The sequence below is a fragment of the Bacillus sp. PPSBB_2 genome (genome assembly GCF_045291115.1).
Classification (GTDB): domain Bacteria; phylum Bacillota; class Bacilli; order Bacillales; family Bacillaceae_G; genus Bacillus_A; species Bacillus_A cereus.
Window position 1 is genome coordinate 289014 of record NZ_CP147983.1, and the last position, 13298, is coordinate 302311.

The following is a 13298-nucleotide window of genomic DNA, read 5'->3' on the forward strand; positions in this document are numbered from 1 at the left end:
TTTTAGTTTGGTTAAGTTAGAAAGGGCGCACGGTGGATGCCTTGACACTAGGAGTCGATGAAGGACGGGACTAACGCCGATATGCTTCGGGGAGCTGTAAGTAAGCTTTGATCCGAAGATTTCCGAATGGGGAAACCCACCATACGTAATGGTATGGTATCCTTATCTGAATACATAGGGTAAGGAAGACAGACCCAGGGAACTGAAACATCTAAGTACCTGGAGGAAGAGAAAGCAAATGCGATTTCCTGAGTAGCGGCGAGCGAAACGGAACATAGCCCAAACCAAGAGGCTTGCCTCTTGGGGTTGTAGGACATTCTATACGGAGTTACAAAGGAACGAGGTAGACGAAGCGACCTGGAAAGGTCCGTCGTAGAGGGTAACAACCCCGTAGTCGAAACTTCGTTCTCTCTTGAATGTATCCTGAGTACGGCGGAACACGTGAAATTCCGTCGGAATCTGGGAGGACCATCTCCCAAGGCTAAATACTCCCTAGTGATCGATAGTGAACCAGTACCGTGAGGGAAAGGTGAAAAGCACCCCGGAAGGGGAGTGAAAGAGATCCTGAAACCGTGTGCCTACAAATAGTCAGAGCCCGTTAACGGGTGATGGCGTGCCTTTTGTAGAATGAACCGGCGAGTTACGATCCCGTGCGAGGTTAAGCTGAAGAGGCGGAGCCGCAGCGAAAGCGAGTCTGAATAGGGCGTTTAGTACGTGGTCGTAGACCCGAAACCAGGTGATCTACCCATGTCCAGGGTGAAGTTCAGGTAACACTGAATGGAGGCCCGAACCCACGCACGTTGAAAAGTGCGGGGATGAGGTGTGGGTAGCGGAGAAATTCCAATCGAACCTGGAGATAGCTGGTTCTCCCCGAAATAGCTTTAGGGCTAGCCTTAAGTGTAAGAGTCTTGGAGGTAGAGCACTGATTGGACTAGGGGTCCTCATCGGATTACCGAATTCAGTCAAACTCCGAATGCCAATGACTTATCCTTAGGAGTCAGACTGCGAGTGATAAGATCCGTAGTCAAAAGGGAAACAGCCCAGACCGCCAGCTAAGGTCCCAAAGTGTGTATTAAGTGGAAAAGGATGTGGAGTTGCTTAGACAACTAGGATGTTGGCTTAGAAGCAGCCACCATTTAAAGAGTGCGTAATAGCTCACTAGTCGAGTGACTCTGCGCCGAAAATGTACCGGGGCTAAATACACCACCGAAGCTGCGGATTGATACCAATGGTATCAGTGGTAGGGGAGCGTTCTAAGGACAGTGAAGTCAGACCGGAAGGACTGGTGGAGTGCTTAGAAGTGAGAATGCCGGTATGAGTAGCGAAAGACGGGTGAGAATCCCGTCCACCGAATGCCTAAGGTTTCCTGAGGAAGGCTCGTCCGCTCAGGGTTAGTCAGGACCTAAGCCGAGGCCGACAGGCGTAGGCGATGGACAACAGGTTGATATTCCTGTACCACCTCTTTATCGTTTGAGCAATGGAGGGACGCAGAAGGATAGAAGAAGCGTGCGATTGGTTGTGCACGTCCAAGCAGTTAGGCTGATAAGTAGGCAAATCCGCTTATCGTGAAGGCTGAGCTGTGATGGGGAAGCTCCTTATGGAGCGAAGTCTTTGATTCCCCGCTGCCAAGAAAAGCTTCTAGCGAGATAAAAGGTGCCTGTACCGCAAACCGACACAGGTAGGCGAGGAGAGAATCCTAAGGTGTGCGAGAGAACTCTGGTTAAGGAACTCGGCAAAATGACCCCGTAACTTCGGGAGAAGGGGTGCTTTCTTAACGGAAAGCCGCAGTGAATAGGCCCAAGCGACTGTTTAGCAAAAACACAGCTCTCTGCGAAGCCGTAAGGCGAAGTATAGGGGGTGACACCTGCCCGGTGCTGGAAGGTTAAGGAGAGGGGTTAGCGTAAGCGAAGCTCTGAACTGAAGCCCCAGTAAACGGCGGCCGTAACTATAACGGTCCTAAGGTAGCGAAATTCCTTGTCGGGTAAGTTCCGACCCGCACGAAAGGTGTAACGATTTGGGCACTGTCTCAACCAGAGACTCGGTGAAATTATAGTACCTGTGAAGATGCAGGTTACCCGCGACAGGACGGAAAGACCCCGTGGAGCTTTACTGTAGCCTGATATTGAATTTTGGTACAGTTTGTACAGGATAGGCGGGAGCCATTGAAACCGGAGCGCTAGCTTCGGTGGAGGCGCTGGTGGGATACCGCCCTGACTGTATTGAAATTCTAACCTACGGGTCTTATCGACCCGGGAGACAGTGTCAGGTGGGCAGTTTGACTGGGGCGGTCGCCTCCTAAAGTGTAACGGAGGCGCCCAAAGGTTCCCTCAGAATGGTTGGAAATCATTCGTAGAGTGCAAAGGCATAAGGGAGCTTGACTGCGAGACCTACAAGTCGAGCAGGGACGAAAGTCGGGCTTAGTGATCCGGTGGTTCCGCATGGAAGGGCCATCGCTCAACGGATAAAAGCTACCCCGGGGATAACAGGCTTATCTCCCCCAAGAGTCCACATCGACGGGGAGGTTTGGCACCTCGATGTCGGCTCATCGCATCCTGGGGCTGTAGTCGGTCCCAAGGGTTGGGCTGTTCGCCCATTAAAGCGGTACGCGAGCTGGGTTCAGAACGTCGTGAGACAGTTCGGTCCCTATCCGTCGTGGGCGTAGGAAATTTGAGAGGAGCTGTCCTTAGTACGAGAGGACCGGGATGGACGCACCGCTGGTGTACCAGTTGTTCTGCCAAGGGCATAGCTGGGTAGCTATGTGCGGAAGGGATAAGTGCTGAAAGCATCTAAGCATGAAGCCCCCCTCAAGATGAGATTTCCCATAGCGTAAGCTAGTAAGATCCCTGAAAGATGATCAGGTTGATAGGTTCGAGGTGGAAGCATGGTGACATGTGGAGCTGACGAATACTAATAGATCGAGGACTTAACCATATAATATGTAGCAAACGTTATCTAGTTTTGAAGGAATATGCCTTCATAGTTTGGTGATGATGGCAGAGAGGTCACACCCGTTCCCATACCGAACACGGAAGTTAAGCTCTCTAGCGCCGATGGTAGTTGGGACCTTGTCCCTGTGAGAGTAGGACGTCGCCAAGCAAGCTTAAGACGAGTCAGAATGACTCGTCTTTTTTGTATGCTTTCATACCTCTATCAATTGCATTTTTAACCCCTTCTAAATAAGAAAATCCATATTTTTTATCTGGCTCTAAGTAAGTTCCTTCCGCCCACTCGTTCCATGCGTTAATAAATAAAAACTCGCTGTTATAAAAAGAGTAAGTACGATGAATTTGCTTGCTTAAATATATGGTGAACTTTTCAGGGGTAGAACCTACAAAGATGCTGCTATTTGCGTTTTTACGTCGTGCAGTATTATCCCAATCAACAAAAGCCCCGGGAAATGTTTTTTTCTTTGGGAGCGATCGTTGTAATATATACATCCATACTTTATCGTAGTCCCAAACATTTAATTGCATATCAGAATCATATATTACCTTATTTATGTCTGAAGAGCTATCATGGGCAATTGTATAGAAAGGTTCAAACTGAATGCTAGCATCGAATCCATTTATATTAGGTAGTGGAAAACTGTTTAATGTTTCAGCAAAGTATATACCTTTTAAACCATTTTCTCGCGCTAATGCATTCCAGTAATTAAGCATTTTTTCACAATCAGGAATATGTCCTGGACGATAAATAATGAATAGAGGTTTATCATCTATATAAATATATCTCTCATCCTGGAAAGCCTGTAATAAATAATCAAAGTGTTCATTCCAATCAGATATATCTCCGTAGTCTTGAGGCATTAATATATGTTTATCGAGACCATCCCAAGATTTTGTCCATGGTTCATTTGCCCAAGAAAGACAAAAAGGGAAGTCAGGTTCCTTCATCTTTAGTACCTCATTAAAGGGTGTTTCTAATAGTCTTTTTCCCTTAAACCAGTAATGATAATAACAAAAACCATATATACCGTATGCTTTAGCGATTTCCGCTTGCCACTTTCTTACGGAGGGGGTAGTTAAGTCGTAATAAAAATCTTGATAAGGTTCCCTAGGTTGATAATGTCCTGAAAATAAAGGTCGTGCACTTTTAGTATTTGTCCATTCAGTAAATCCTTTCCCCCACCATCGATCATTTTCTTTAATTTGATGGAATTGTGGTAAGTAAAAAGCTATTATTTTCAAGTTATATCCCCCTCATGTTTTTCGTAGTTCAAGTGTTGGGAAGTTATTCTTGATTTGGTGAAGTAATTTTAAAACAAGAGATATGTTATCTGTTTACTGTTTTTTATGGTATGTATTGGATTTTTTTAAGCTTACTTAATAAGAGAGTATTAGGTAATTTGATATATAGCTGAAATAGAAAGTGCTTTTCGTCATGAAATTTATTACGTTGAATGAAAGGAATTAAATTTTTTGAAGGACAAAGAGGGCCTGTGGTAATCGATTTACATCATCAAAAAAGTCTTGTAGCTTTAAATATTTCTCATAATGATTTTCAATATAAGTCCTAGGTATAACAGTTTCTCCGTAAAAACTACTATTTCTAACATCCCCTGCACCAGTAGGACTGTGAACAAATTTGCCGTTTTCATAATCCGAGATGGCGCGATGTATATCTGGAAAAGCTTGAGATAAAGTTTTATGCCATCCTGTTTGAATTAATTCAGGATGTTCTTGGAATTGTTGACAAAAATCAAGAAAATAGCGCGCTTGTGTTGTTGCGATGAAGATTCCACCAGGGCGAAGAACTCTTGAAAATTCTTTTACCCAATTTTCAGCAGTTGCTTCGGATAAATGTGAGAATACAGAATAAGCGAATATGATATCTAATGAATTGTCACTAATAAATTCTACAGGGGGATGTGGACTTGCTGTTTTATATATCCCTCTTCCTAGTGTTTCATTACAAAGTGTGATCATCGCAGGATCGACATCAATGCCAAGTAAATTTTGATCAGAGGCATCTTTAAATAAGAAGCGTATAATTCTTCCCCATCCGCAGCCGAAGTCTAAAACTTTACTTTCTTTATTCAAGGGAACCCCTAAATTTTGGGCGTATTCTTTTATATGTCTATAAAACAAATATGCTTCGTAAAGAGCATGTTCATAGGAAGCACCTACAAATTGTTTTTGAATTTCTTCAGGAGGAAACCTAGGTACGGGAATCCCATTTACCGTTGTTTGCGAACAACTTTGTATAAATAAATTTAGAAGTTCGACATCAGATAGTGAATTAACAAGGTAATCAAAATCACTTCCTAACTTAAAGTTATTCATTTGTTAAACCTCCGAATTATATAGTGATTAAACTTTATTTTCTTGCTTTTTACTAATAAAAACATGTAAAAATTCAGCATCTAATCCTAGTGATCTATCCTTTTGTAAATAAACAATGGTATACATGTTTGCGTGTGTATAAATATATTCAATCATATCCTGCCCCCAATCGAACGTTACTAAAGATCCATTTTCATCAATAGGGTTTCCATGATAAATGGGCTCTTCAATATATTCGATCACCTCTTGATTCATTCTTGCTCTTTGCACAGTTTTTGTGAGTGTATGATACCAAGGGACAGTAAATACATGAGCACCGCCAGGTTTTAATACTCGTTCTATTTCTTTAAAGGCTTTGTTTGGCGTCATTACATGCTCAAAAACGTCTTGAGTAATGAATAAATCAAAAGATTCATCTTCAAAAGTCATGTCTTCTAAGTTCTCACATCTAATACCTTGAAAGTATTGGCCAAGAGGATAATTTCTAAAGTATTGAGAATAAGTATAGTTTTTACAGTTTTTTAATAGTAGCTGAGTTGTAATCCCGCCAGGAGAGGATTCGTGGATACTATAGGAATCCCATTTTGGAAAAAATGTATGCAAAGCATGGATTAAAGCTCGCTGCCTTGGTATAGAGTTACATGTAGAACATAAATAATGATCTCTAAGCCAATCATTATGCTCTATAAATGTAGCTTTCTTTTCGCAAATAACGCAGTACCCATTATTGTGTTTCAAATTGATTTCCACACGACATCCCTCCTATGTTAAATGCAATCTATTTATGGAAAGTATGATACACGTCAACAATCAGCGAAATCAAAGGGGGAATGGGGGAAAGTTAGGTATCTCTTAAAATTGCGATTAGGAGAAGGGAATAATCAGTTGAAGAGAACCCCCAATCGAATTAAAGTTTCACTTTATGCTATGCGATGCATCAGCTTTTATTCATGGGAAAATGTATAGACTTAAAATATCCCTTTCGTGTATGGGTACATTTCAAAATCCTGTGCGTATATTTCTGTAACTAAATCCATAGTTTCTTTATCATAAAAGCTTTCGTATGTTGGAAATCGTGGGAAGTCTGTATCTGTAATGCTAAGTTCTGCATAGCTCCCTGCATAAATCATCTTATGTGCGCGATGATGATCTGAATTTGTAAGAAGTGCTAAAGGGGATTTTATCAAATCGTACGTGTGTTCTAGTTTGGTGATTTGTGTATTAAAATCTTCTAAAGGAATATAACATTGGATGAAGTTTTCTTCACCAGGGACGTATTGTTGACTAAAATGTATATCTAACGCTAGAGAATTGGAGCTGAATGCCTGAACGTAATATAAAAATTGTTTAAATGATATTCCTTGATTACTATATTTGTCATTGTAAAAATAATGACGGATACTTTCCCATTGAGGGCTAGCATATGGGTTGTCAGCAAGTAATAGAAATGAGCTGACAGCCCTTGTATAGGGATTTCGCACAAGTTTACAAACATCCTTTTTACCCTCTAGAAGACCATTTTGTAACTCTGGTATGTAATTTGTATTGTTCTTATACACCCAGAACTCATAGTAATGAATAAAGTCATTGTATTTCTTTGCTTCAGTAAATAATCCGATTTGAAAAAAGAACCAATTAGCTAACGCGGTGCATCCGCTTCTATGACTCCAAAATAGTATAATCGGAAAGTCTTTATGGTAATGTGGAATTCGATCTTTATGTAGAATTACATGATTTAAAAGTTCTTGATTTATATTTTTCATGAGTTTCGCACTCCTTTTTTGAAAACCTTGTGTATTTAGAAGTTTTTTTATGGGTTAAACAAGTGAGGATTGTTTATTAAATATATTCATGGGGATGAGTAAATATTATGAGTGTTTTTGCAGTCAACCTGAATAAGGAAGCTATTCTGAAATGAAAATAGAAAATAAAGATAATGAAAATTTATAACAAACATACAATGATAAGAAGATGAATAATCGAAATGATCCAGTTTATTTGTGTATATTTTTAGGCTTGAAGACGGGAAAAATTTACTACTAGAGAGATGATATTATGAGGAAGAATAATTATTTAATAGTAGGTGGAAATAGTTTCATTGGTATCAACCTCGCATTGGGTTTATTGAAACAGGGGCAAAATGTAAAAGTATTTTCCAGACATATAAATAATTTTCCTCAAAATATTGTAAGTGAAGTTGAATTTATTAAAGGTGATTTAAAAAATGTTGAGGATATATATAAGGCTTTAGTGAATATAGATATTATTATTTATTTAGCTGCGGCGTCTAACGTAGCAACTTCAATTGAAGATGTTTTCGGTGATATTAATAGCAGTCTATTTTTTCTTAATTTCATGGAAAGTGTTAAAGATTTTCGTATTAAAAAAATTATATTAGCTTCTTCGGGAGGCACAGTTTATGGTGAACCTGAATATTTGCCTATTGATGAGAAACATCCATTAAGACCACTTTCCCCGTATGGAATAACAAAAGTTTCGCTGGAGAATTATTTGTATTTTTATAAGAGAAAATATGGAATAGATTATGTTGTATGTAGATATTCTAATCCGTATGGAAAATACCAAAACCCCTTAAAAAAAGTTGGGGCGATAAATTGTTTTTTGTACCAGCATCTCAGTAATGAAAGGATTCATATATATGGGAATCCAGAGGAGATTATTAGAGATTATATTTATATCGATGATTTAGTTGAAATTACTATACAACTAGCACAATTAAATCAATTGAAATCTTGCGTATACAACATAGGGAGTGGCAAAGGTCTTTCTTTAAAACGAATTATAGTGGAATTAGAGAAAATAACAGAAAGAAAAGTGGATTTTATCTGTTACAAACAAAAACAAGAGAACGTTCAAAAAATCATTTTAAATATTGATAAGATAAAACAAGAATTGAATTGGGAACCTAAAATAGATTTTAAACATGGGATTAGATTAAATAAGCTATGGATTGAAGAGTTCTTATATAGTAAAAAACAATAACCCACACTCTACTTGTATAAGCAGAGCGTGGGTTATTATTTTACTTCTTTTTCTATAACCCAAAGGTCTTGATGTTCCCACCAAAATCCTTCAGTATACTTTTTGATAATTGGGTTATGGGGTAATAATTTAATTTTGTCACACACGTAAGAGGGACTAACTATCGTTTGTCCGTATTGATTCACATCTAAATCGAATTGTTCACTAGAAGAGAGAAACCAATAGCCCTTTTCATTTAAATTTGGAAACCCGAAGTATTTTTTGCTTTGATAGCCATGGGTTGTGAAAATGAATAAACCACCAGGTGAAACAGCGTTATACAATGTTTGCAGCCAACGAAACCAAGTTGTATCAGGCATATGAGAGAAAAAGGATAGACAAAAAACGATATCGTACGTAGAGGAGTCCAATTTTAACTGTTCAGGCTCAGGATGAGATAATATAGAAGCACTATTTAATTTGTTTTCAATAAAGGAAATAGCCTCTTCGTGTATATCGCAAGCGGTTATACTCAAATTCGCTTGTAGATTTAATAAATGACGTGTTACGCAGCCGTATCCGGATGCAAATTCTAACAATTTAATTGGATTGCCTGTAGGAGGATAAAGGGAAGTAATTAAGTTTAAGAGTATTTGTGCTGAGTTTTGCCCATCTTTAAAGTAGTAATCTATCGCTTCTTTTTTTGATGGGAAGACGGGATTAGTGACAATGAACTGAAAGATATGATCCTCAGGATGGATACTTGCATTTACATTATAGCTGTGTGCGATTTGAGAAATTAAATCTTTATGTTCCTCTATAAAGTCTTTCAAAGAGTATTCCTCCCTTAAGTAATAGTAGCAACTTACAAGAGATATTGATGGCATAGAAAGCACAAGTTTAAATTTTTAAGTATGCTTTAAGATGCTTTCTATATGTATACATTTTCATTTTAGAAATGTCGTCGATAGTAAATCTTTCTTTAATGAAATTTTGCATTTGCACAACTTCATTGTAATGGGAGTATGAATCTTCTGTTCTTGTTACGCTATTTAAATGTCGTCTATGATAGTTTAAGGGGGCTGGATTGAAGTAAATATCTCCCTCTGTAAGAAGAGAAACATAGAAAAACCAATCACCAGCTATTTTGAACTTCTCTAACTGTTTTTCTGTTTTCTTCATATCTATATTTTTAAAAACTACACTTGAAACATTAGGTATAGTGTTTTTGATAAGTAACGTATCTTGTATTTCTTCGACGCCTTTTCGAAAATAGGGGCCTTTCCATTTTTCTTTATCGATATCATTTGTGTAATTTAAATAATGATTAGCCAATACATTTCCTTGTTCATCAATTTGTTTTGATTGTGTGTAACTTAAGGTAATATTGTTATTTATATAAAACCCCTGTATCACCTCTTGTAAAAATGTCTTATCGCATAAGTCATCGGCCTCTGCGATCCAAATATAATCACCAGTTGCTGCAGAGACTCCTTTTATCCATTGTTTAAATACAGAACCAGAGTTTTTATCATTAATAACCTGTTGAACCTTCAGGTGGGTCTTATTTTCTTTTGAGAGCAGCTTTTTAAAAGTTGATACGCTATGATCAGTGGAGGCATCGTCTAAGAAAATTAGTTCGTAAAGAGGGTAGGTTTGGTTTAATATTGATTCGATTCGAGCAGGTAAGTATTTTTCATAATTATAGTTCGGTATGATTACACTTATCTTTTTGTAATTATGTTCGAGAAGATCTAGTAATTGATAAATGTAATTAAGAAAATTGAAGTTTTTTTCGATAAGTTCTTGGCCAAAGCTTCCCTTTTGTAATCGTAATCCCTCATCATGAATAAATTCATATATTTTTTCTAGCATTTTGGGTAAATTTAAAAAATCTACTAAGGCACCAGTTTTTTCTGTAACAACATCTTCAAAACCTCCAGCATTTTTAAACCCTATAACAGGAAGTTTTGCATCTAATGCTTCTAAAACAACATTTGGAAAAGGATCTTCCCTTGAAGTTAATAAGTATAAGTCAGCCCCGGCGTTATATAATCCGATATCGGGAGTAGGATCGACTAATGTGAAATGTGCTTTATATTTAGGGGGCAGTGTATTCAGGAATTGAACGTCCGTTCTCCCTACCCAAATGAAATGAATATCCTTGTGAGTCTTTCGTACTGAGTAAGAGATAAGTGAGAATAAATCTATTCCTTTTCGATAATCTGCGAAGCCTACACCTAAGATAATTTTGCTATCTAGAGGCAGGTTAAGCTTCTTACGTAACTCATTTCTAGCTTTTGCGATATTGTTTTTATAAGGATTGTGGTTAAACAAACCTTGAGGGAGAATGTGACATTTTTGAGGATCCAATTCAGTGATTGTACGAAATTTTTCATATACGTATTGTGAAGGGAAGACAACTTTGTAAGCAAATTCAGCGATGTTTTTAGCTTTCCCTTCAGCAGAGTACTGTTGTATTAAATGCGGTAATTCATGTATTAATGAAACAACTTTTATATTGTGTCTAGCTAGTAATGCGACGATATCGCCACTTATGACAGTGCTACATATGGCGAGGGTAAAATCCTGTGATAATAAATCCTTTATTAATAATTCGACCTTTTCTTCTGTTTGATAACCTTGCTCGAGACAATAAACAGGACCGTACTTTTGAAAATCTGGAATTAAAATACCTGATCCAATAGAAATAATTGCAACAGAGTAATCAAAGTTTTCTTTAAGAGCCTTAATAGTATGTAAAGAAAGTAGCTGTGCTCCGTGGAAATGGGCATCATGGGATACATAAATTATCTTTTTATTAACATGCATTTCATAACGCCTCCTAAGTATATTAGATTTTAAAGGTAAAGAAGAGAAGTGTTTTATTTATAATCTCCCTAGAGATGAGCAGGAGGGAGGACGTACTAAAAGAAAAAATACTATCCTTAATATATATTTACTTGGTCTCACATTCATTCTTTAGAAAAGTATTAGTATTAAGTTAGAGAGTGTAGGCTGCAGATTGTTAGTTTGAATACATAAGTTTAAGAAGTTCTAAGGCTGTGTTAGAAATTAAGAGAGGGCAAAGCTTTTATGATTTATAAAATAAAAAAGATAAAAGGTATTGACGGTTGATCTACGGGGGTGTAATATAGGACAAGTCGCCGAGGACAATAACGTCGAAAGCGACAAACGAAATAAAAAACTTAGTTGACATCAATTAACGAAAGTGTTAACATAAGGAAGTCGCAAATGAACGACCAAGTAGTTCTTTGAAAACTGAACGAAACAAACAACGTGAAACGTCAATTTTTATTTTAGATGCTAGACAAACTAACTTTATTGGAGAGTTTGATCCTGGCTCAGGATGAACGCTGGCGGCGTGCCTAATACATGCAAGTCGAGCGAATGGATTAAGAGCTTGCTCTTATGAAGTTAGCGGCGGACGGGTGAGTAACACGTGGGTAACCTGCCCATAAGACTGGGATAACTCCGGGAAACCGGGGCTAATACCGGATAACATTTTGAACCGCATGGTTCGAAATTGAAAGGCGGCTTCGGCTGTCACTTATGGATGGACCCGCGTCGCATTAGCTAGTTGGTGAGGTAACGGCTCACCAAGGCAACGATGCGTAGCCGACCTGAGAGGGTGATCGGCCACACTGGGACTGAGACACGGCCCAGACTCCTACGGGAGGCAGCAGTAGGGAATCTTCCGCAATGGACGAAAGTCTGACGGAGCAACGCCGCGTGAGTGATGAAGGCTTTCGGGTCGTAAAACTCTGTTGTTAGGGAAGAACAAGTGCTAGTTGAATAAGCTGGCACCTTGACGGTACCTAACCAGAAAGCCACGGCTAACTACGTGCCAGCAGCCGCGGTAATACGTAGGTGGCAAGCGTTATCCGGAATTATTGGGCGTAAAGCGCGCGCAGGTGGTTTCTTAAGTCTGATGTGAAAGCCCACGGCTCAACCGTGGAGGGTCATTGGAAACTGGGAGACTTGAGTGCAGAAGAGGAAAGTGGAATTCCATGTGTAGCGGTGAAATGCGTAGAGATATGGAGGAACACCAGTGGCGAAGGCGACTTTCTGGTCTGTAACTGACACTGAGGCGCGAAAGCGTGGGGAGCAAACAGGATTAGATACCCTGGTAGTCCACGCCGTAAACGATGAGTGCTAAGTGTTAGAGGGTTTCCGCCCTTTAGTGCTGAAGTTAACGCATTAAGCACTCCGCCTGGGGAGTACGGCCGCAAGGCTGAAACTCAAAGGAATTGACGGGGGCCCGCACAAGCGGTGGAGCATGTGGTTTAATTCGAAGCAACGCGAAGAACCTTACCAGGTCTTGACATCCTCTGAAAACCCTAGAGATAGGGCTTCTCCTTCGGGAGCAGAGTGACAGGTGGTGCATGGTTGTCGTCAGCTCGTGTCGTGAGATGTTGGGTTAAGTCCCGCAACGAGCGCAACCCTTGATCTTAGTTGCCATCATTAAGTTGGGCACTCTAAGGTGACTGCCGGTGACAAACCGGAGGAAGGTGGGGATGACGTCAAATCATCATGCCCCTTATGACCTGGGCTACACACGTGCTACAATGGACGGTACAAAGAGCTGCAAGACCGCGAGGTGGAGCTAATCTCATAAAACCGTTCTCAGTTCGGATTGTAGGCTGCAACTCGCCTACATGAAGCTGGAATCGCTAGTAATCGCGGATCAGCATGCCGCGGTGAATACGTTCCCGGGCCTTGTACACACCGCCCGTCACACCACGAGAGTTTGTAACACCCGAAGTCGGTGGGGTAACCTTTTTGGAGCCAGCCGCCTAAGGTGGGACAGATGATTGGGGTGAAGTCGTAACAAGGTAGCCGTATCGGAAGGTGCGGCTGGATCACCTCCTTTCTATGGAGAATTGATGAACGCTGTTCATCAATATAAGTTTCCGTGTTTCGTTTTGTTCAGTTTTGAGAGAACTATCTCTCATATATAAATGTATGTTCTTTGAAAACTAGATAACAGTGTAGCTCATATTTTTTAATTTT

7 protein-coding genes and 3 rRNA genes are annotated in these 13298 nt (G+C 39.6%); 4 read left to right on the forward strand and 6 right to left on the reverse strand.

The window, feature by feature from the left end; all coding sequences use genetic code 11:
* Positions 1-9: 9 nt before the first annotated feature.
* Together V6946_RS01535 and rrf are read left to right on the forward strand one after the other, a co-directional pair.
* Positions 10-2931: ribosomal RNA gene (locus V6946_RS01535) — 23S ribosomal RNA — on the forward strand.
* A gap of 49 nt (positions 2932-2980) precedes the next feature.
* Positions 2981-3096, forward strand: a 5S ribosomal RNA gene (gene rrf / locus V6946_RS01540).
* Between the two features lie 14 nt (positions 3097-3110).
* On the opposite strand, the gene V6946_RS01545 is transcribed toward rrf, so the two are convergent.
* The 4 genes from V6946_RS01545 to V6946_RS01560 form a co-directional block, all read right to left on the reverse strand.
* Positions 3111-4187 (reverse strand): glycoside hydrolase family 99-like domain-containing protein, encoded by a 1077-nt coding sequence (locus V6946_RS01545; protein WP_086388124.1) that lies wholly within the window; start codon positions 4185-4187, stop codon positions 3111-3113.
* A gap of 222 nt (positions 4188-4409) precedes the next feature.
* Positions 4410-5282 (reverse strand): class I SAM-dependent methyltransferase, encoded by an 873-nt coding sequence (locus tag V6946_RS01550; protein ID WP_025710433.1) that lies wholly within the window; start codon positions 5280-5282, stop codon positions 4410-4412.
* 27 nt (positions 5283-5309) lie between these two features.
* Positions 5310-6032 carry a class I SAM-dependent methyltransferase gene (locus V6946_RS01555; protein ID WP_000405122.1) on the reverse strand — a complete coding sequence of 241 codons (723 nt, stop codon included), beginning with the start codon at positions 6030-6032 and terminating at the stop codon, positions 5310-5312.
* A gap of 218 nt (positions 6033-6250) precedes the next feature.
* On the reverse strand, positions 6251-7045 hold the full coding sequence (locus V6946_RS01560; RefSeq protein WP_000790047.1) for a sulfotransferase family 2 domain-containing protein: 795 nt from the start codon (positions 7043-7045) through the stop codon (positions 6251-6253).
* 292 nt (positions 7046-7337) lie between these two features.
* On the opposite strand from V6946_RS01560, the gene V6946_RS01565 reads away from it, so the two are divergent.
* Positions 7338-8285 (forward strand): NAD-dependent epimerase/dehydratase family protein, encoded by a 948-nt coding sequence (locus V6946_RS01565; protein ID WP_366982373.1) that lies wholly within the window; start codon positions 7338-7340, stop codon positions 8283-8285.
* A gap of 35 nt (positions 8286-8320) precedes the next feature.
* Here V6946_RS01565 and V6946_RS01570 read toward each other — a convergent pair whose 3' ends face one another.
* Both V6946_RS01570 and V6946_RS01575 read right to left on the reverse strand, forming a co-directional pair.
* A complete protein-coding gene (locus V6946_RS01570; protein WP_086388123.1) occupies positions 8321-9097 on the reverse strand; it encodes a class I SAM-dependent methyltransferase in 777 nt (258 codons plus the stop codon).
* A 67-nt stretch (positions 9098-9164) separates the two neighbouring features.
* On the reverse strand, positions 9165-11096 hold the full coding sequence (locus V6946_RS01575; protein ID WP_086388122.1) for a glycosyltransferase: 1932 nt from the start codon (positions 11094-11096) through the stop codon (positions 9165-9167).
* Between the two features lie 510 nt (positions 11097-11606).
* On the opposite strand from V6946_RS01575, the gene V6946_RS01580 reads away from it, so the two are divergent.
* Positions 11607-13158, forward strand: a 16S ribosomal RNA gene (locus V6946_RS01580).
* Positions 13159-13298: the final 140 nt, after the last annotated feature.